General features: G+C 31.5%; 19 protein-coding genes and 1 other annotated feature. All 19 genes read left to right on the forward strand.

Annotation, left to right across the window (positions count from 1 at the left end):
- Positions 1 to 71: 71 nt before the first annotated feature.
- The 19 genes from kdpF (at position 72) to B5E75_RS01825 (ending at position 21,912) form a co-directional block, all read left to right on the forward strand.
- Positions 72 to 149, forward strand: coding sequence for a K(+)-transporting ATPase subunit F (gene kdpF, locus B5E75_RS15025; RefSeq protein ID WP_143746615.1), 78 nt, complete (start codon positions 72 to 74; stop codon positions 147 to 149).
- 15 nt (positions 150 to 164) lie between these two features.
- Positions 165 to 1,913: a potassium-transporting ATPase subunit KdpA gene (locus B5E75_RS01740; RefSeq protein WP_087357075.1), complete on the forward strand. Its 1,749-nt coding sequence runs from the start codon at positions 165 to 167 to the stop codon at positions 1,911 to 1,913.
- Between the two features lie 20 nt (positions 1,914 to 1,933).
- Entirely contained in the window at positions 1,934 to 3,991 is a 2,058-nt protein-coding gene (kdpB, locus tag B5E75_RS01745; protein WP_087357076.1) for a potassium-transporting ATPase subunit KdpB, read from the forward strand.
- 10 nt (positions 3,992 to 4,001) lie between these two features.
- Positions 4,002 to 4,625, forward strand: a complete 624-nt coding sequence (gene kdpC, locus B5E75_RS01750) for a potassium-transporting ATPase subunit KdpC (protein WP_087243681.1) — start codon at positions 4,002 to 4,004, stop codon at positions 4,623 to 4,625.
- Positions 4,626 to 4,744: 119 nt separating this feature from the next.
- Positions 4,745 to 5,458, forward strand: a complete 714-nt coding sequence (locus B5E75_RS01755) for a response regulator transcription factor (RefSeq protein ID WP_087243682.1) — start codon at positions 4,745 to 4,747, stop codon at positions 5,456 to 5,458.
- A 5-nt stretch (positions 5,459 to 5,463) separates the two neighbouring features.
- The gene (locus B5E75_RS01760) at positions 5,464 to 7,998 is read left to right on the forward strand and encodes a sensor histidine kinase (RefSeq protein WP_087357077.1); all 2,535 of its coding nucleotides are present in this window, start codon (positions 5,464 to 5,466) and stop codon (positions 7,996 to 7,998) included.
- On the forward strand, positions 7,991 to 8,701 hold the full coding sequence (locus tag B5E75_RS01765) for a response regulator transcription factor (protein WP_087357078.1): 711 nt from the start codon (positions 7,991 to 7,993) through the stop codon (positions 8,699 to 8,701). The genes B5E75_RS01760 and B5E75_RS01765 overlap by 8 nt, the downstream gene beginning before the upstream one ends.
- 93 nt (positions 8,702 to 8,794) lie before the next feature.
- Positions 8,795 to 9,157, forward strand: a complete 363-nt coding sequence (locus B5E75_RS01770) for a tetratricopeptide repeat protein (RefSeq protein WP_087243685.1) — start codon at positions 8,795 to 8,797, stop codon at positions 9,155 to 9,157.
- 91 nt (positions 9,158 to 9,248) lie between these two features.
- Positions 9,249 to 9,460: a binding site (T-box leader), on the forward strand.
- A gap of 104 nt (positions 9,461 to 9,564) precedes the next feature.
- Positions 9,565 to 10,785, forward strand: a complete 1,221-nt coding sequence (locus B5E75_RS01775) for an argininosuccinate synthase (RefSeq protein WP_087357079.1) — start codon at positions 9,565 to 9,567, stop codon at positions 10,783 to 10,785.
- Positions 10,786 to 10,796: 11 nt separating this feature from the next.
- Positions 10,797 to 12,176: an argininosuccinate lyase gene (gene argH / locus B5E75_RS01780; RefSeq protein WP_087357080.1), complete on the forward strand. Its 1,380-nt coding sequence runs from the start codon at positions 10,797 to 10,799 to the stop codon at positions 12,174 to 12,176.
- Positions 12,173 to 13,207: an N-acetyl-gamma-glutamyl-phosphate reductase gene (gene argC / locus B5E75_RS01785; protein WP_087357081.1), complete on the forward strand. Its 1,035-nt coding sequence runs from the start codon at positions 12,173 to 12,175 to the stop codon at positions 13,205 to 13,207. The genes argH and argC overlap by 4 nt, the downstream gene beginning before the upstream one ends.
- 12 nt (positions 13,208 to 13,219) lie before the next feature.
- Entirely contained in the window at positions 13,220 to 14,437 is a 1,218-nt protein-coding gene (gene argJ, locus B5E75_RS01790) for a bifunctional glutamate N-acetyltransferase/amino-acid acetyltransferase ArgJ (RefSeq protein ID WP_087357082.1), read from the forward strand.
- 12 nt (positions 14,438 to 14,449) lie between these two features.
- The gene (gene argB, locus B5E75_RS01795; protein WP_087357083.1) at positions 14,450 to 15,310 is read left to right on the forward strand and encodes an acetylglutamate kinase; all 861 of its coding nucleotides are present in this window, start codon (positions 14,450 to 14,452) and stop codon (positions 15,308 to 15,310) included.
- Positions 15,311 to 15,319: 9 nt separating this feature from the next.
- The gene (argF, locus tag B5E75_RS01800) at positions 15,320 to 16,312 is read left to right on the forward strand and encodes an ornithine carbamoyltransferase (RefSeq protein WP_087357084.1); all 993 of its coding nucleotides are present in this window, start codon (positions 15,320 to 15,322) and stop codon (positions 16,310 to 16,312) included.
- Between the two features lie 186 nt (positions 16,313 to 16,498).
- Complete coding sequence (locus B5E75_RS01805) at positions 16,499 to 17,371, forward strand: Rpn family recombination-promoting nuclease/putative transposase (RefSeq protein ID WP_087357085.1); 873 nt, start codon at positions 16,499 to 16,501, stop codon at positions 17,369 to 17,371.
- Positions 17,372 to 17,495: 124 nt separating this feature from the next.
- Positions 17,496 to 18,173, forward strand: a complete 678-nt coding sequence (locus tag B5E75_RS01810; RefSeq protein ID WP_205091087.1) for a response regulator transcription factor — start codon at positions 17,496 to 17,498, stop codon at positions 18,171 to 18,173.
- Entirely contained in the window at positions 18,170 to 19,156 is a 987-nt protein-coding gene (locus B5E75_RS01815; RefSeq protein ID WP_162607615.1) for a sensor histidine kinase, read from the forward strand. Before B5E75_RS01810 ends, B5E75_RS01815 begins: the two co-directional genes overlap by 4 nt.
- A 99-nt stretch (positions 19,157 to 19,255) precedes the next feature.
- Positions 19,256 to 20,017 (forward strand): ABC transporter ATP-binding protein, encoded by a 762-nt coding sequence (locus B5E75_RS01820; RefSeq protein WP_087357087.1) that lies wholly within the window; start codon positions 19,256 to 19,258, stop codon positions 20,015 to 20,017.
- Positions 20,014 to 21,912, forward strand: coding sequence for an ABC transporter permease (locus tag B5E75_RS01825; RefSeq protein ID WP_087357088.1), 1,899 nt, complete (start codon positions 20,014 to 20,016; stop codon positions 21,910 to 21,912). Before B5E75_RS01820 ends, B5E75_RS01825 begins: the two co-directional genes overlap by 4 nt.
- Positions 21,913 to 22,069: the final 157 nt, after the last annotated feature.

Below are 22,069 nucleotides of genomic sequence, written 5' to 3' on the forward strand. Positions count from 1 at the left end.
TTTTCTGCTTATGAAACTTTTTGTAGATTGGAATGATAAACAGATCAATAAAAAGTAACGGAGGGAAGAATATGTGGTTATTAGCGATTGTGATTGTAGCATTAGCAAGTTATTTGGTTTATGCGTTGATCAATCCTGAGAAATTTTAATTTGGAGGAGAGTTTATGTTACAAATAGTATGTACATTACTTGTCTTCATGGTGATTATTTTTCCTATTGGAAAGTATGTTTATCATATAACAACTCACAAGAAGACATTTGCAGATCCACTTTTTGATCGTATTGATAATGGAATATATAAGATATTAAAAATTGATACATCAAATATGGGGTGGAAAAAGTATGCATTATCTTTATTGTTATTTAATGCATGTTTAGTTTTTGTTGGTTATCTTATTTTAAGAATTCAATCAATAGGTATATTCAATCCTAATGGTATTGAAGGGATGGAAGCATCATTATCTTACAATACAATTATTTCGTTTATGACAAACACAAATTTACAACATTATTCTGGTGAATCAGGTTTATCTTATTTATCACAAATGTTTGTCATCATTATGATGATGTTTACATCTGCAGCAACTGGATATGCTGCATGTGTTGCAATGGTTCGAGGAATCTTAGGTAAACGAATGGGTAACTTCTATTGTGATGTGACACGAATTACAACACGTTTCTTGATTCCTATGGCTTTCATTGTTGGATTGTTCCTTGTATCTCAAGGAGTACCTCAAAATTTGAGTCCAAATATAACACTAACAACAATTGAAGGAAAATTGCAAGATATTGCTTCTGGACCAATAGCGGCACTGGAATCAATTAAACACTTAGGAACAAATGGTGGAGGTTTCTTAGGGGCAAACTCATCAACACCACTTGAAAATCCAACAGTTTTATCAAATATTGCTGAATTATATTCAATGATGTTCTTACCAGCAGCTTGTGTATTCACATTTGGTCATATGGTTTATGATAAATATCAAGAAAGAAAAGCTAAAAAATTGGATACAACAGCTTCAAAAGAATTTGATAAACCAAGTTCTAAAGTTTGGTTAGGTAAAGAAGGACGTACAATTTTTGCGGCAATGTCAATTTTGTTTGTTATTGGTTTAGCACTATGTTTCTTTAGTGAAAGTCAAGGAAATAGTGCAGTTGCATCAGCTGGAATTACTCAAACAATTGGAAATATGGAAGGTAAAGAAGTAAGATTTGGAGTTGCCCAGTCTTCGCTCTTTACAACTGTAACGACATCATTTACAACAGGAACAGTTAACAATATGCATGATACATTAACACCATTAGGTGGATTAGTTCCATTATTGCATATGATGTTAAATGTTGTCTTTGGTGGTGTTGGTGTAGGTCTTATGAATATGCTGATTTATGCAATTATTGGTGTATTTATTTGTGGTTTAATGATTGGACGTACACCAGAGTATCTAGGTAAAAAAATAGAAGGAAAAGAAATGAAATTAGCAGCACTATGTATTATTATTCATCCTTTATTAATATTAGGATTTAGTGCTTTAGCTGTTTCAGTTCAAGCAGGATTAGATGGAATTACAAATCCTGGTTTTCATGGATTAACACAGGTATTGTATGAATTTACATCATCTGCAGCTAACAATGGTTCTGGATTTGAAGGATTAGCGGATAATACAGTATTTTGGAATGTTACTTGTGGTTTAGTTATGTTTTTAGGACGTTATCTATCAATTATTATTCAATTAGCTATTGCTGGAAGTTTATTCAATAAAATTGATGTGAACGAGTCAATTGGTACATTAAAAACAAATACTTGGACTTTCGCTATTATCTTAGTTTTTGTTGTTTATATTTTTGCAGCATTAACATTCTTACCAGCTTTAGCTCTTGGACCAATTTCAGAGGGATTGACCTTAGGTCTATAGAAAGGGGTTTAGTTTAATATATGAGTCGTCAAGAAAAAACAAAATTTATTACAAAAGATATTCTTGGTTCTTCTATCAAAGGGGCTTTTGTAAAATTAAATCCTATGTATATGATGAAAAATCCAGTTATGTTTGTTGTTGAAGTTGGATTTGTCATTTGTACTATTCTTGTCTTTTTCCCACATTTATTTAATGATAAGGGAGATAATTTAAGTTTATATAATGCGATTGTTGCGATTATTTTGTTTATTACTTTATTGTTTGCTAACTTTGCTGAATCTGTTGCAGAAGGACGAGGAAAAGCACAGGCTGAAACATTAAAGAAAACAAAGAAAGATACAAAAGCTCGTCTTATCCACGAGGATGGATCAGAAGAAATGATTTCAGCTAGTGAATTACAAAAAGGTGATGTTGTTCTCGTAAAAGCTGGAGAATTAATTCCAAATGATGGTGAAATCATCGAAGGAATTGCGAGTATTGATGAATCTGCGATTACAGGTGAATCGGCACCAGTCACTAAGGAAAGTGGGGGAGATTTTGCTTCAGTCACTGGAGGAACAACGGTTGTTTCAGACTGGATTAAAGTGGAAATTACTTCTGAACCAGGGCATTCATTCTTGGATAAAATGATTGCTTTAGTTGAAGGGGCTTCACGTCAAAAAACACCTAATGAAATAGCTCTAAACACATTATTAGTTTCATTAACAATTATTTTCTTAATCGTTATTGTAACAATTTATCCAATGGCTAATTATTCAGAAGTACAAATACCAATTTCAACATTAATCGCATTAACTGTATGTTTGATTCCTACAACAATAGGAGCTTTATTAAGTGCTATTGGAATTGCGGGAATGGATAGAGTAACACGTTTTAATGTTATTGCTATGTCAGGAAAAGCGGTTGAAGCATGTGGTGATGTTGATACAATGATTCTTGATAAAACAGGAACTATTACTTTTGGAAATCGTTTGGCTAGTGATTTTATCCCTGTATCAGGTATTAAAAAAGAAGAACTCACTGAATACGCTTGGATTGCATCTATAGGTGATGACACACCTGAAGGAAAATCTACTGTTGAATTGGCAGAAAAATTCGGTTGTCAATTACAAAGAAAAAATTATGAAAATGCTGAATTTATTGAATTTACTGCTGCTAGTAAAATGAGTGGTGTGAATACGACTGATGGACATGTTGTTCGTAAAGGTGCCGGTGACGCTATGATTCAATATGTTAAAGAAAATGGTGGTAAGGTACCAGATGATTTAACATTAAAAGTAGATGAAGTTTCAAAACTTGGTGGAACACCTTTGGTTGTATGTGCAGATTATAGAATTTTAGGTGTTATTTATTTAAAAGATACTGTAAAACCTGGTTTAGTAGAACGTTTTGAACGTTTGCGTAAAATTGGTATTAAAACTATTATGTGTACTGGAGATAATCCATTAACTGCTGCGACTATTGCTGCTGAAGCAGGTGTTGATGGTTATATTGCGGAATGTAAACCAGAAGATAAAATTGAAGCAATTAAAAAAGAACAATCTGAAGGAAAGATTGTAGCCATGACTGGTGATGGAACAAATGACGCACCAGCACTTGCCCAAGCTAATGTTGGTATTGCTATGAATAGTGGGACATCTGCTGCCAAAGAAGCTGCAAACATGGTTGATTTAGATTCTGACCCTACAAAGATCTTGGAAGTTGTAGAAATTGGTAAACAGTTGTTAATTACTCGAGGATCATTAACGACTTTCTCAATTGCTAATGATATTGCAAAATACTTTGCAATTATACCAGCCATGTTCCAAGCTGTTATACCACAATTAAGTGTTCTTAACATCATGGGATTACAAACATCTGAAAGTGCTATTTTATCTGCATTGATTTTTAACGCAGTGATTATTCCATGTTTGATTCCACTAGCAATGAAAGGTGTTAAGTATAAACCTATGAGTGCATCTAAAATGCTTGGAAGAAATATGCTAATCTATGGATTAGGTGGAGTGATTTGTCCATTTTTAGGAATTAAGATTATTGATATGATTATTGCACCATTATTAGTTTTATTAGGATTATAGGAGGTAAACTATGAAAAAGTTTTTAAGACACTTTAGATTGGCGTTTCTATTTGCAATAGCAATGTTTGTGATATGTGGATTTATTTATCCCATGGTATTAACAGGAGTTTCACAAGTTGTATTTCCAAGTCAATCAAATGGAAGTCTTGTTGAAGTAGATGGAAAAGCAGTGGGTTCTGAAATTGTTGGACAAGATTTTACTGATGAAAGATTGTTCCATTGCAGACCTTCAGCTTACAACTACAATACTTATACACAAGAACAAAAAGATAGTGGAGAATATGCAGGTTTATCATCTGGAAGTAACAACTATGCACCAAGTAATCCTGCTTTGAAAGAAAGATTAGATGAAGATATTGAAAAATTCTTAGAAGAAAATCCTACAGTAAGCAAAGAAGATATTCCTTCTGACATTATTACTGCATCAGGATCAGGATTAGATCCACATATTTCAGTAGAAGCTGCTAAAGTACAAATGGATAGAGTTGCTAAAAATACAGGTTTATCTCAAGAACAATTAGAAAAAATGATTGAAGAAAATACTTCAGGAAAATTCTTAGGTATTTTTGGAGAAGAAACTGTCAATGTTTTAAAATTAAACTTAATGGTTGCACAAGAAATAGATATGATTTAATGAAAAACTCCACTTTATCCAAGTGGAGTTTTTTGGTCTTGTTTATATAGAAAAGACTTTTTTTCGTAATAGCTATATAGTAAAATATAAATATATTTAAAGGGGAAAAGGAAGAAAATATGCAGGCGAATATATTGGTTGTAGAAGATGATCATTCAGTTAGAAATCTTGTGTCTACAACTTTGCAGACACATGGATATCAATTTGATGCTATGATTAATGGTGAGAGTGCTTTATTGGCTATGACATCACATCATTACGATATTATTTTATTAGATTTAGGATTACCTGATCAAGATGGTATAGATATTATCAAAACAGTTCGTACGTTTTCGGTTATTCCCATCATTGTTTTAAGTGCAAGAAGTAGTAATGAAGATAAGATAGCTGCATTGGATGCAGGAGCAGATGATTATTTAACAAAACCATTTAATATTGATGAACTTTTAGCAAGAGTTCGTTCAACTTTACGTAGAGCTGAATATTTACAAAATATGACGACTCAAGAAGAAACGGTTTTTGAAAATGGTGATTTAAAAATTAATTATTTATCAGCGACAGTATCTTTAAAAGGAAAAGAAATACATTTAATGCCAATAGAATATAATTTGCTTTGCCTTTTAGCAAAAAATGTTGGTAAAGTCTTAACTTATCAGTTTATTTTAGATAAAATATGGAAAAATGCATTGGAATCAGATTTGTCCTCATTACGTGTTTATATGACAACATTAAGAAAAAAGATTGATAAACAGTATGCGGATGATCAAAAATATATTCAAACGCATATAGGTATTGGTTATCGTATGGTTAGACAAAAAAAGAGTGGTGAATAATATTCATGAATGAAGAAAAAAAACATCAAGGGCGTTTAAAAATATTTTTTGGCTATGCAATGCATACTGGAAAAACATATGCAATGTTACAAGAAGCTAAGGAATTGACGGATATGTCTAATGATGTGGTTGTGGGGTATATAGAAAATGTAGAAGGGTTAGAGACGATTTTAAAGGGGTTGGAATGTGTTCCCAATCGTCAGTTAATGCTATCTTCACCAGAGGTAGATATAGATGCTATTTTAGCGAGACATCCACATATAGTATTGATTGATCATATGGCTCATACAAATAGAAATGGCTCTAGGCATTTAAAACGTTATCAAGATATTCTTGAAATACTTGAAGCAGGAATTGATGTTTATACAACTGCCAATGTACAAGATATAGTGAGCTTACAAGATGATATTAATAAGATAACAGGAGAGCATTCAAGTGAAACAATACCTGATTATCTTTTTGAACAAGCACATCAAGTTAAGTTTATTGATAATGAGCCACAATATGAGCATCATTATTCAGTAGAAACTTTAAAAGCATTAAGAGAGTTAGCAATCAAATGTTGTGCACAAAGAATAAAAAAGTTAACTTCCTTACCTTCTAAATCTCATTTTATAAATTCTGAGCATATCTTAGTCTGCTTGTCACCATCACCTTCAAATGCGAAAGTCATAAGAACAGCAGCAAAACTTGCAAGTACATATCAAGCAAGATTAACAGCTTTATATATTGCACCATTGGATAAAAAGCTTTCTAAAAAAGAATATCAGTATCTACAAGAAAATATATCTCTAGCAAAAGACTTACAAGCACAAATTGAAGTGCTTAATGATAATAAGGTTGTATTTGAAATAGCTGAATATGCTAGAATCTCTGGGGTTACCAAAATTGTGCTAGGTCAAAGTCCAACGCATTTTTTTCAACGTTCTTCATTATCTGAGCAATTAGTTCGATTAGCACCACAACTAGAAATATATGTTATACCTTATATTGATGAAAGGTCTATTTTTAAGTTAGTAAGACCACAATTAACACTTAATCGTCAAGATTTCATGCGAACAGCAGGTATGTTGATTTTGTCCACATTGATTGGTGGAATCTTTTACTATCTTGATTTTAAAGAATCTAATATTATACTGATTTATATTTTAGGTGTTTTAATGACTGCATTGATTACGACAAGAAGAATTTATAGTTTAGCATCTTCATTCATTAGTGTCTTGATTTTTAATTTTCTTTTTACAAGTCCAAGATTAACATTGAGAGCTTATGATTCAAGGTATATCGTGACATTTATAATCATGTTTATTGTTGCTTTTATTACAAGCAGTATGACAAATAAGTTACAAACAAGTGCAAAAGATTCAGCACAAAATGCTTATCGTATGAAAATATTATTAGAAACAAATCAGAAACTACAGAAGGAAAAAAATAAAGAAGGAATTATTTCTGTAACATGTCATTCACTTATGAAATTATTACAAAGGGATATTATTTTCTATCCTGTTTCAAAGAATAATTTAGAAAAACCACTTATTTTTTGCCAATCGCCAAAGGATACATCCATATTTCAAAATGAAGAAGCTGTTGCAAAATGGGTTCTCAAAAATAATAAACATGCTGGAGCGACAACGAAAACATTATCCAATGCATTATGCCTTTATTTAGCAGTACGTATTGGAGACAAAATTTATGGTATTATCGGTATATATATAGATGACAAACCCTTAGATTCATATGAAAATAATATTATGCTTTCTATCTTAGGAGAATTAGCTCTTTCTTTAGAAAATGAAAGTGTTATTAAGGAAAAAGCAACCGCAGATTTAAAAGCCAAAAATGAACAACTCAGAGCTAATCTTTTACGTTCTATATCTCATGATTTGAGAACTCCTTTGACTTCTATCTCTGGTAATGCAGGAATTTTATTAAGTACGGGTACAATCTTAGATGAAGATAAAAAAAAGCAGTTATACAGCGATATTTATGATGATTCTTTATGGCTTATTAATCTTGTAGAAAATTTATTGTCTGTAACTCGTATAGAAAATGGATCAATGAATTTGAATCTAAAAGTAGAATTAATAGAAGATGTGATTAATGAAGCACTTAAACATATCAATACACGCAGAATACAACATCATATTCAAGTTATTCAAGATGAAAATATATTACTTGCTAAAATAGATGCTAGACTGATTGTTCAAGTCATTATGAATATCTTAGATAATGCTATCAAATATACACCTGATCATACAACAATAACTATACAGAGTTATCTTAAAGATAAAAACATCTATATTGATATTGCTGATGAAGGAAATGGCATTAATGATAAAGATAAGGAACATATTTTTGATATGTTTTATACTGCCAATCGTCAAGTCGCAGATAGTCGCAGAAGTTTAGGATTGGGATTATCTCTTTGTCAGTCCATTATACAGGCACATCATGGGGAAATTAAAGTTTATGATAATTCGCCTCATGGAACAGTTTTTCAGATATCTTTACCGGCACAGGAGGTAGAAATACATGAATAGTCCAAAAATATTAGTTGTGGAAGATGATAAAGCCGTTCGTAATTTGATTGCTATTACATTACAGACAAGAAATTATAAATATATATTATCTGATAGTGGAGAATCAGCTCTTCTAGAGTTTGCCTCTGAACATCCTGATGTTATCCTTCTAGATTTGGGATTACCTGATATAGATGGAATGGAAGTGATTCAAAAAATTCGTGAAAAATCACAAATTCCAATCATTATTCTTAGTGCCAGAGGAGAAGAAAGTGACAAAGTGGCAGCTCTTGATGCTGGAGCAGATGATTATTTGACAAAACCATTCTCGGTAGAAGAATTATTGGCTCGATTGCGTGTCGCATTAAGAAGAACAGAATATATATGGAATAGTGATGCAAAAAACAACCATATATTTGAAAATGGAGATTTAAAAATTGATTATGCTTCAAGTTGTGTGACTCTTAAGGGAGAAGAAATTCATTTAACACCTATTGAATATAAGATATTAAATTTGTTATCAAAAAATATCGGAAAAATTTTAACGCATACTTATTTAACACGAGAAATATGGGGAAGTGCTTTTGATAGTGATGTCGCTTCGTTACGTGTTTTTATGGCTAATTTGCGTAAAAAGATTGAACCAGAAAAAAGTGGTGTGAGTTATATTCAGACACATGTAGGGATAGGCTATCGTATGGTGAAGATTGAAAAGAGTGATTAAATTCTCACAGCATTCTCACACAAGCTTTTGTTTTCTCACACTCACTTCACAATATATTTCTTATAATAATAGTGAAGATAAGGAGTGAGTTATATGAAACAAAATAGAAATGAATATATAGTTTTAGAAAAATTAGGAGAAAAGGTTAAAAGTCTTATTGAAAAGGATCGTTCTGAATGTCAGGAATTAGTTGTTCAGGCATTAGTGAATTATCCACATGCACCTCAACCACAGAATTTACTAGGCATTTTAGCAGAAAAACAAGGAGATTTAGCCCTAGCAATGAAACATTATCGTGCAGCTTGGTCATTATCTCCTAATTACCGACCATCAAGAAAAAATATTGATCGATTGGTATCTTTATCAAGTTTCCAATGTTATTATTATGATCAAGAGTGTTGTGAGATGGAAACGCAAGATTCTCAAGGATTGTTTAAAAGAAAAATTATTATATAATTTGCATTTTCATAAAAAAACTTGTTATATTTGGAAAAAATAAAAAAATATATTGACAAAAGAAAGCTATCCATGTATGATTAACGCATATTAAAAATCGTTGAGCAGGAAAAGTAATTTCTTGAACGCTTCAAGCGAGGTAGTACAGAGTGGAAGGCTACTAAGTGGAAAGATGTGAAACGCACCTGTGAGAGTCCATTGGAAAGAGAAGTATAATGGAACGTAACCTGCGTTAAAGGAAAGAGTGGTTAGATATTATATTATCTGACAACTAGAGTGGTACCGTGTTTATGCACCTCTGGATTTATCCAGAGGTTTTTTGTTTTAGAGAGGGTGATGAAATTGCGGCGAGTTCAATGTATAAATAATCAATTGAATAATATAGAAATAATGGAGGAAAATGAAAGATGGAAAAGAAACAATATAAAAAAGTCGTATTAGCGTATTCAGGAGGATTGGATACATCAATTATTATTGCATGGTTAAAAGAAAATTATGGTTGTGAAGTTATTGCCGTAGCTGGGGATGTTGGTCAAGGAGATGAACTTGATGGATTAGAAGAAAAAGCTTTAGCGACCGGAGCTTCTAAATATTATTGTGCTGATTGCAAGGAAGAGTTTGTGAATGATTTTATTTTTCCAGCGATTAAAGCGAATGCTGTTTATGAAGGAAAATATCTTTTAGGAACTTCTCTAGCAAGACCAATCATTGCGAAAAAATTAGTAGAGATTGCAAAAAAAGAAGGGGCAGATGCCATTTGTCATGGTTGTACAGGTAAAGGAAATGATCAGGTCAGATTTGAACTGACAATTAAAGCTTTTGCACCTGAATTAGATATTATTGCACCATGGAGAGTATGGGAATTAAAGAGTAGAGAAGATGAAATTGAGTATGCCCAAGCGAGAAATATTCCTTTAAAAATCAATAAAGAAACAAATTATTCTAAGGATAAAAACTTATGGCATTTATCACATGAAGGATTGGATTTAGAAAATCCTGCAAATGAACCAATGTATGATAAGATTCTTGAATTAGGTGTCACACCAGAAAAAGCACCAGATAAGCCAACATATATTACTTTAACTTTTGAAAAAGGAGTACCTGTTGCTTTAAATGGTGAAAAGATGAATGGTATTGATTTAATTACTGCTTTAAATAAAATTGGTGGGGAAAATGGTATTGGTATCATTGATATGGTTGAAAATAGATTGGTTGGTATGAAGTCAAGAGGTGTCTATGAAACACCGGGAGGAACAATTCTTTATAAAGCTCATGCTGATTTAGAAGAAATCACAATTGATAAAGAAACACAACATTTTAAATATCAAGTATCTCAAAAACTAGCAGATATTTTATATAATGGTCAATGGTATACACCACTTACAAAAGCATTATTGGCTTTTATTGATGAAACACAAAAGACTGTCAATGGAGAAGTGAAATTAAAATTATATAAAGGAAATATTATTGGAGCAGGAATGACTTCACCAGATACTTTATATAGTGAACAGACAGCTTCATTTGGAGAGGATGAAGATTATAATCAAATGGATTCTCAAGGATTCATTAATTTATATGGTTTACCTATTAAGGTAAAAGCTTTATTAGATCAACAAAGAAAGAAATAGGGGTTGAAAATATGGCATTATGGGCTGGTAGATTTAAAAAAGAGATTAATGCAGATGTGAATGCTTTTAATTCATCTATATCATTTGATGCAAGAATGTATAAACATGATATTATGGGAAGTCAGGCCCATGCAAAAATGCTGGCAAAACAGGGGATTATTTCAAGACAGGATTTAGATGAAATCTTACAGGGATTGAATGATATTCTTCAAGAAATTGAAGAAGGAAAACTATTGTTTGATCCTGAAGCTGAAGATATTCATATGTTTATAGAAGCAGAGCTGACAAAGCGTTATCCAGTCAGTGGGAAAAAGTTGCATACAGCCAGATCACGTAATGATCAGGTAGCTTTAGATTTAAGATTATATACGCGTGATGAGATGAATGACATTAAAAATATGTTGATAGAGCTGATGAAAGTGATGATTGAAAAGGCCAAGGATCATACCCATACAATTATGTGTGGTTATACGCATTTACAAAGAGCACAACCTATCACTTTTGCTCATCATTTGATGGCTTATGTGGAAATGTTTTATCGTGATTATACAAGATTAGAAGATTGTTTGAAACGTATGAATGTATCACCACTAGGAAGTGGGGCATTAGCCACAACAACATATCCTATTGATAGAATGTTTGTCGCTCAAGAATTAGGTATGGATGATATTATGTATAATTCACTCGATGGTGTCAGTGATAGAGATTATGCGATAGAATTAGCCAATGATTTAGCTATGATTATGATGCATCTTTCACGTTTGAGTGAAGAAATCATTCTATGGTGTTCGTGGGAATTTAAATATATTGAATTAGATGATGCTTATGCAACAGGGTCAAGCATCATGCCACAAAAGAAAAATCCAGATATTGCTGAACTTGTCAGAGGAAAAAGTGCCAGAGTCATCAATCATGTTTCAACACTTTTAACGATGATGAAAGGATTACCTTTGGCTTATAATAAGGATATGCAGGAAGATAAAGAAACATTATTTGATAGTATTGATCAAGTGAAAATGTGTTTACCTGTATTTACAGATATGATCAAGACAATGAAAGTGAATGTTGAACGTATGAAAGAATGTGCTGCCAAAGGATTTATCAATGCGACAGATTGTGCTGATTATCTTGTGAAAAAGGGTAGAGCTTTTAGAGAAGCTTATAAAACAACAGGACAACTCGTTGCTTATTGTATTGATCATGATGAAGTGCTTGAAACACTTCCGTTAAATGTTTATCAGTCTTTTGATGAAGTTTTTGATGAAGATATTTATCAGGCTATATCACTTTTGACTTGTATTGAAAATAGAAAAGTGGAAGGTGGTCCAGCACCAGTAACTTGTCAAAAAGCAATTGAAAGAATGGTCAAGAAATTGGAGGCATTGAAATGATAAAAGTAGGAATTATAGGTGCCAGTGGGTATGCTGGAGCTGAGCTGTATCGATTACTATTAGGTCATAAAGATGTAAATATTATTGCGATAAGTTCACAAAGTTATGAAGGAAAGATGATTTCTGATTTATATCCATCTTTTTATGGAAGATTTGATATGATGTTGACAAATGATCAGGAAGTATTGGAAAATGCAGAGATGATTTTTGCTTCCCTTCCTCATGGGCTAAGTGAAAAATATGCGAAAGTTTGTGATGAAAAAGGAAAAAAATTTATTGATTTAGGTGCAGATTTTCGCTTGGATCATGAAAAAGATTATCAACAATGGTATCTTCATGATTATCAATATCCAGATCTTCATGAAAAACAGGTTTATGGTTTAAGTGAAGTCAATCGAGAACAAATTAAGAAAGCAACAATTATTGGAAATCCGGGATGTTATCCAACTTCTATTACTTTAGGACTTTATCCGCTTTTAAAACATCATATACAAAAAGATGAAAAGATTATTATTGATTCGAAGTCTGGAACAACAGGAGCAGGGAAATCGTTAACGGAAGACACGCATTTTCCAAAATGTAATGAATCTTTTCATCCTTACAAAATCGCAAGTCATCGTCATACTCCTGAAATTGAACAAGAACTTTCAAAGATGGCTCATCAGAATATAGAAGTTGTATTTACACCACATTTATTGCCAGTCAATCGTGGAATTATTTCTACCATATATGTATCTTTAAAGGACTCTGTATCATGGGAAGCTGTTTATGATATTTATCAAAAAACTTATCAAGATGAATATTTTGTAAGAGTCTTACCAACAGGAAAAGTGGCTGATTTAAAATTTGTACAATATTCTAATTTCTGTGATATATCTTTACACTATGATGCAAGATATCATCAACTTATTATTGTATCAACTATTGATAATATGGTAAAAGGTGCAGCTGGACAGGCTATTCAAAATATGAATTTGATGTATGATTTAGATGAAAAAGAGGGTTTGATGATGATACCAGCATCATTTTAAGGGGGAAAATATATGTTTAAAGATATTGATGGAGGGGTGTGTGCCCCTCTAGGATTTCAAGCCTCTGGAATCCATTGTGGTATTAGAAAAAATAAAAGTAAAAAAGATTTGTCTTTAATTGTCAGTGATGTTATGTGCCATTGTGCGAGTACATATACTCAAAACAAGGTGAAAGGGGCACCCATCTATGTCACACAACAGCATTTAAAGAATCTTGAAGCCAAAGCTATTATTTGTAATAGTGGTAATGCCAATACATGTAATCCTAATGGTAAGGAGATTGCTGATAAAATTTGTCAATTATGTGGACAGGCATTAGGCATTGATAGCGATGATATTGTGGTTGCTTCCACAGGTGTGATTGGACAACCTTTAAGTATTGAACCATTTGAAAATTATATGGAACAATTGGTTCAATCTCTATCTACACAAGGAAGCAGTGATGCCTGTGAAGGAATCATGACAACAGATACTGTCAAAAAAGAATATGCGGTTGAGTTGAAAATTGGTGATAAAATTTGTCACATTGGAGCAATCGCTAAGGGAAGTGGGATGATTCATCCCAATATGGCAACAATGTTAGCTTTTGTGACAAGCGATGTTGCGATTAATAAAGAGATGTTAAATGAAGTCATTCATGAAGTTGTTGATGATACATTTAATATGGTGAGTGTTGATGGTGATACATCAACAAATGATATGTTAACATTGATGTGTAATGGATTGGCTCAAAATCAAGAGATTACACAAAAAGATGAAAATTATTATGTTTTTAAAGAAGCATTCATGTATATTTGTACAAAATTATCTAAAGCGATTGCGAAAGATGGCGAAGGAGCAACAAAGCTATTAACATGTACAGTTTTGCATGGACAGACATTAAAAGATGCAAAAGTTGTAGCAAAATCTGTTATTACAAGTTCATTATTCAAGGCGGCTATGTTTGGTCAAGATGCGAATTGGGGTCGTATCTTATGTGCTATTGGTTATAGTCCAGCACAATATGATATTCAGAAAATTGATGTCGATTTAAAAAGTATTAAGGGGAAAATTCGTGTTTGTGAAAATGGTGGTGGCTATCCTTTTAGTGAGGAAAAAGCTGCTCAGATCTTAAGTGAAGATGAAATAGAAGTGATTGTTGATTTGCATGATGGTGAGTTTGAAGCTGTTGCATGGGGATGTGACTTGACTTATGATTATGTCAAAATCAATGGAGATTATCGCACATAAAGGGGAATAATTATGAATCAAAATGCAATTGTCAAAGCAGAAATTTTATCTCAGGCTTTACCATATATTCAAAAATATCATGATAAGATTGTTGTGATTAAATATGGTGGAAATGCTATGATTAATGAAGAATTGAAAATGAATGTGATTCAAGATGTTGTTTTATTGTCTGAAATTGGGATTAAAGTTATTTTAGTACATGGTGGTGGACCTGAGATTAATCAAACTTTAAAGAAAATGAATAAGGAATCTCAGTTTATTCATGGTTTACGATATACTGATGAAGAAACGATGGATGTTGTTCAAATGGTTTTAGCTGGAAAAACAAATAAGGATCTTGTGAAGTTGATTATGCAAAAAGGTGGAAATGCAGTTGGAATCAGTGGTATTGATAACCAGTTAATCGTTGCGAAAAAACATGAATGTGAAGATGATTTAGGTTATGTAGGAGATATTGTAAAAATCAATGCCCATATTATCATGGACTTATTGGATAAAGGGTATATTCCTGTTGTTTCAAGTGTAGGTTTAGATGAAGAAGGTCATACTTATAATATTAATGCTGATACAGCTGCTGCTGAGATTGCTGCTCAAGTTCAAGCTGAAAATATGATTCTAGTAAGTGATATACCGGGATTATTGATGGATAAAGAAGATGAATCAACACTAATTCCTTTAGTTCATGTTTATGAAGTGAAAGGATTAACAGACAAAGGAATTATTGGTGGAGGAATGATTCCTAAAATAGAATGTTGTGTTCGAGCTATTCGTGAAAACGTTAAAAAAGCAGTGATTATTGATGGACGTATTCCTCATTCTATTTTGATTGAAATGTTATCAAAAGATGGAATTGGAACAATGTTTACAAGATAGGAGGATTATATGGTTAATTTAAAGAATAGAAGTTTTTTAACTTTGAAAGATTATTCTCAAGAAGAAATTCGTTATTTATTGGATTTAGCACATCAATTAAAAAAAGAAAAAAAAGAGGGGAAAATTGGTGAATCTTTAAAAGGAAAGAACATTGTTTTGCTGTTTGAAAAAACATCTACACGTACACGTTGTGCATTTGAAGTGGCTGCTTTAGATGAAGGAGGCCATGTGACATTCTTGAGTAACTCACAAATGGGGAAAAAAGAATCTTTAGAGGATACAGCGAAAGTTTTAGGAAGAATGTATGATGGTATTGAATTTAGAGGCTTTGCCCAAAAAACTGTTGAAGATTTAGCAAAATATTCAGGGGTTCCAGTATGGAATGGCTTAACAGATGTTGATCATCCAACCCAGACACTTGCTGATTTTATGACAATAGAAGAACATCTTCATATACCTTTAAACAAAGTGAAATTTGTTTTTACAGGGGATATTCGTAATAATGTCTGTTATGGTTTAATGTATGGTGCAGCTAAGATGGGAATGCATTTTGTATGCTTAGGACCAAAAGATTTACAGGTTGATCCAGAGGTTTTTGCCTATTGCCAACAGGAAGCAAAAAAATCAGGTGGAAAAATAGAAATTTTAGATAATATTGATGATGCGGTTAAAGATGCAGATGTGATTTATACAGATATTTGGGTAAGTATGGGTGAAGATGAAGCTTTGTATAAACCAAGAGTTGAAATGTTATCACCTTATAAAGTCACAACCCAAATGATGAAAAAAACTGGAAAAGAAACAACGCTTTTTATGCATTGTTTACCTTCTTTTCATGATTTTGAAACAGAAGTGGCAAAGATAAAATATGATGAAGGTATTGATATTAGAGAAGTGGAGGATGAAGTTTTCAGATCTTCACAATCTGTTGTTTTTGATGAAGCAGAAAACAGAATGCATACTATAAAGGCTGTTATGGTTGCAACAATAGGGAATAGATAAAGCTGTTTTTTAACGGCTTTTTTTATTTATAGAAGATTTTGTATAAAATTGAAAATAAAAAAAGAAAAATGAAATATTTTTGCGTATATAAATAATAGAGAGGTTAGAAATATTATATAGTGTTTACTATAAGCAATGATTTGTGTATAATAAGTTTAGCCTCTCCTCTATAGGAGGGATTCATTGATGAAAAAAGATCATGTGTTGAAGGATTTCTTCTCATACCCTATCCGTTTTGCTGACTTCATGAATGCTCTTTTCTTTGATGGTTATGCTATTATCCATCCCTGTGACCTTCACCCTCTTGATTCCAGAGAGATATTTATTGGTGACTTTCTATCTAAGGAACGCACTCATGATGTCATCATGATGTGGGAAAGAAAGGATTTTCAAGCTATCTTGATTCTTGAAGCTCAAAGCAGTGTTGACTTTACAATGGCATCAAGAACACTGCTTTATGATGCACTGGTCTACAACATGCAGGACAAGCGATTCAAGAATCATATGCTGATGCCAGTGATGAGCGTCGTATTATTTCATGGCGAAGGGAAATGGAATGCCGTGACATCATTGCTGGAAAGAGTCAAAGGACCAGAGGAAATCAAGAGAAAACAGAATGACTGGAAGATGAGGGTTGTAGACATGAAGGAGATGGATGAAAACCTGCTGAAAAATGAAGATAACAAAAAGGTCATCAGTGGATTAAAGACAATATGGAGAAAAGATGAAGAAGGCTTGAAGAAGATGATTATTACAAAAGCGGTAGCCAGAGTACTGGCAACATTGACAGGGAGAGAAGACATACTGGAAAAAATGAAAGGAGATGGAGGAACAGTGGAAATGTATTCATTCTGGAAAGATGCAGAGAAATCAGGTATGGAAAAAGGAAAACAACAAGGGAAGTTAGGTTTAATCCTGCTACAATTAAAGAAAATCTTAGGGAAGCTTACACCAGAGCTGGAAATCAAGTTAGAAAAAAGTAGTGAAGAAAGTCTTGATACAATAGGAATACATATTTTAGAAATACATAATGAAGAAGATGTATTAAAATGGTTATAAGCAAAATTTGCTTTCTTAAATAGGTCAATTTTAAGCATAATGTTACAGTTTTGTAATATTATGCTTTTTTCTTTTTATAGTGATAAGAAAACGATATAATAGTTTTAAGATGAGAGGTGATTTGATGAATCCAATACATATAATGATTGTTGAAGATGATGATATACTTGCACGTGAAATCAAAGATTTTTTGATAAGATGGGGTTATCAAGCAGTTACAGCAACACATTTTGAGAATATTATGCAAGATTTTATGAATTATAAGCCACACTTAATCTTAATGGATATTAATTTGCCTTATTATGATGGGTTTTATTGGTGTACCCAAATCAGAAATATATCAGAAGTCCCTATTATTTTTATCAGCAGTCGAAATGATGATCATGATAAAATCAGAGCCATCTTACAGGGTGGAGATGATTATGTTGATAAACCATTTCATTTAGAACTTTTAAAAGCAAAAATAGAAGCCATTCTTAGACGAACGTATCAATATAAAGTGAAAGATCAGATGCGTATTAATGAAAATATATATTTTGATAAAATGAAAGGCAGCTTCTTTTATTATGAAAAAGAAATACCTCTAACAAAATCTGAAAGTCAAATTGTATGTTTGTTATTAGAATCAAAAGGAAATGTTGTTTCAAGACAAGAACTTATGGAAACATTATGGAATACGGATGAATTTATATCTGATAATTCACTTACTGTGCTTATATCACGTTTAAGAACAAAACTCAAAGAAACATGCCAACAAGATATGATTTATACAAAAAAAGGAAAGGGCTATTATATTCCATGAAATATATTCAAAAATATTATGTCTACCTACTGATCATTATTTTCATCATATTATCATATAATCTTTATTTTATATACTTAATACCACATGCTAATATACAATACCTTATTTATTTAGATGTAGTCATTATTATTTTAATTACAATGTTTTTACTTATAGATTTTTTCAAAGAAATACATCTTCAAGATAAAAAGAAAGAATATCTTAACTCAAAAGAAATCATTGCTTCACAGTTTGATCGCTATGAAAATATTGATATTGCTTATCATGATATCGCAATACTTCAAGAACAACTCAATACACAATATCAGGCAAATTATGATCTTCAAGATTATATTGCAAAATGGTGTCATGAAATGAAGATTCCGCTATCTGCCAGTTTATTAATGAATCAAAAAAATTCTCATTTTCAACAAAAAGAAGATATGCAGGAACAATTAGAAAAAATGAATCAATATCTCAATCAAGTTTTAATCATTACAAGAATTCAAAGTCAATTATATGATATCAATATGAAGCCTGTTTCTTTAAGAGATTGTGTCTACCAATCATTAAAAAACAATCGCTTTTTCTTTATCAAAAAGCATTTTGAGATCAATGTACAAGTGGAAGATGTTCAAGTTTATAGTGATCAAACATGGTTAGTTTATATATTAGATCAGATTATGAGTAATGCTATTAAATATGCCAAAGAAAGTCCTTGTTTAAAAGTATGGATACAACAACAGGAAAAAGATATTGATTTATGGATTGAGGATAATGGTGAAGGTATTCAAACACAGGATTTACCAAGAATTTTTGATAAAGGCTATACAGGTATGAATCATCATAATGGGCAATATAAATCGACAGGAATGGGATTATATATGGTGAAAAAAATGATATCTCAGTTAGGACATCAAATCGAGGTAGAAAGTGAGTATCAAAGATACACAAAAGTAAAAATATCTTTTCAAGATCAAAGAGATTATTTTTATCGCTAACCTTTCAATCAATGTAAGATAAGCTAGGTTATTGTGAGGGAAATGTAAGGATTTCAAAGAGGTTCTATTTTACAATGAAGGTGTTAGGAGGAATAATTTATGGATAGAAAAAAGATTGTAGAAATCAAAGGTCTTGTGAAAAATTATGGGACAAGAGGATTTCAGACAAGAGTATTAAAAGGAATTGATTTAACGATTTATCAAAATGATTTTATTGCAATTATGGGACCTAGTGGAAGTGGAAAAACGACTTTACTGAATATTTTATCAACGATTGATAAACCTACACAGGGAATGGTTTTATTAGATGGTAAAGATATAACAAAAATGAAAAATAAAGAATTATCAAAACTAAGAAGGGATAAGATAGGATTTATTTTTCAAGACTATAATTTATTAGATACAATGACTTTACAAGATAACATTGCTTTACCATTATCCCTCAATGGTGTTTCATCTCAAGTTTGTATAGCGAAAAGTGAAAACTTAGCTTCTATCTTTGGTTTAAAAGAGCATTTAAAAAAATATCCTTATCAACTGTCAGGTGGACAAAAACAAAGAGGAGCAACTTGTCGAGCTTTAATTAGTGAACCAGAAATACTATTTGCAGATGAACCTACGGGAGCTTTAGATTCACGTTCTAGTCGTGATTTATTAGAACGTTTAAAAATGATTAATGATGAAGGAAAAGCAACGATCCTCATGGTTACACATGATCCTTTCAGTGCTTCTTATGCAAAAGATGTGTATATTTTAAGTGATGGCATGATGAAATGTCGTTTAACAAGAGGAGATAGTCGAAAAGAATTGTATGATCGTATTATTGATACACAGATTGCTATGGGAAGTGATTTTGCATGAGCCTTGTCAAATTGTCTTTTATTAATTTTAAAGCAAGTCTTAAAAATTATATTTCTTTAATTGCTTCACTCGCTTTCACTGTTTTGATTATATTTAATTTTTTTAATCTTATGGCTTCACCCATTATGGAGTCATTAGGTCAAATGAATAGTCGTAATTTAAAGATTGTTATTCAGTGTGTTCTTATTGTTTTATCTTGTTTTATGTTTTTCTTTGTTTGGTATGCAACAAATGTTTTTTTGACAAAGCGTAAAAAGGAAATAGGAATCTATATTTTTATGGGACTCACTAATCAAAGAATTGGGAAACTATATATGTTAGAAACATTAATGATTGGTTTGGTTTCTTTGATTATGGGAATAGGATTTGGAATTTTGGTTTCACAATTGTTTACAATGATTTTAATAACAATTTCAGATATAGAAGTCCAATTAACATTTCAAGTGTCTTTATCAGCTGTTTTATGGAGTTGTATTCTTTATTTGATTGTTTATTTCATTTTTGTATTCAAAGGATATGTGAATTTAATGCGAAGCAGTGTCTTAGATATGGTCAGTGCTAATCGTCAAAATGAATACATTAAACAAAATAAAATTATTCTCTTTTTAAAAGCACTATTAGGAATAATTATTCTTGTTTTAGGATATTATTTTGCTATTAAAAAGGGTGGTATGGAAACCATGTCTAATTCATTATTAGCTGTGGTTCTTGTGATAGTTGGTGTTTATTTGTTATTTGGTGGCTTTGTTCCTTTAACTTATCAAAGTTTAGCTTCACATAAAACTTTTCTTTATAGATATCAAAGAACATTATGGATGAATCAAATGATTTATCGTATGAAGAAAAATTATCGAACTTATGCTATTGTAACAGTTTTGATGATTTGCTCTGTCACTGCTCTAGCAACTGGAGTCGCTATGTATGATCGTTATCAGACAATTCATGATTTTGAAAACATATACACTTATCAGATATTTAGCCAAAAAGATCATTTGCAAAATGAATTTGCTGGAGAAATAGAAAAACATAATGATATAGAGTATCAATCTCATATTGAAATTGTACAAATAGATCCTTCATTGGTAAATGAAAAATATGAAGATAACAGTTATGTTGTGATTCCTTATTCACAATTAAAACAATTAGCTAAGGATTCTAAGCAGGAATTTGATTTACCTCAACTTCAAGATAATCAAGTTATAGATTTACAACATCAATATTTAATGACATTATTAACAGATGGTCGATTAGAAGATGTTGTTTTGAATCATAAAACTTATCAAACCGTTGCAAATACACAAGTTCCTTATTTAGGTTATCTTCAAGAACAAGTATCGTTTTATTGTGTGAGTGATGAAGAATTTGAAGATTTAAAATCTATAGGAACATCATTATATGTATATAATTATAAAATTGATAATCCTAAAATGGTTAATGCATCTTTACAGGACATACAAAATCAGCCGGATTATGTGGGAATGATTAAGATGGATACAGAGAATGATTCTATTCAATGGATAAAAATGTTATATCCTGTTTGTATCTTTATGTTTATGGTGTTTATTTTTGCAAGTGGCAGTATCATTTTTATGAAACTTTATAATGATGCATTTGAAGAAAAAGAACGTTATCGAGTTTTAAAGAAGATTGGAATCAGTCAAAAGACATTAAAGAAAGGTATTCAAAAAGAATTATTATTTATTTATGTCGTTCCATTTTTAATTATGAGTGTATCATCATATTTTTCAGTTCATGCTCTTGCTAATATGATGCAGACAGATTTATTAATGACAAATATTTTGAGTGTTGGAGTTATTAGTATCTTTTTCATATTATGTTATGGATTGTCCATTGTCATATATTGTCAAAATGCTGGAATTTATGAAAAACTATAGAAACTTAAAAGCCTACTTAGAAAAAAGTGGGTTTTTTATATAAAATTGAAAATAAAAAAAGAAAAATGAAATATTTTTGCGTATATAAATAATAGAGAGGTTAGAAATATTATATAGTGTTTACTATAAGCAATGATTTGTGTATAATATGTTTAGC

Source organism: Massiliimicrobium timonense (genome assembly GCF_002160865.1).
Lineage (GTDB): Bacteria > Bacillota_I > Bacilli_A > Erysipelotrichales > Coprobacillaceae > Allocoprobacillus.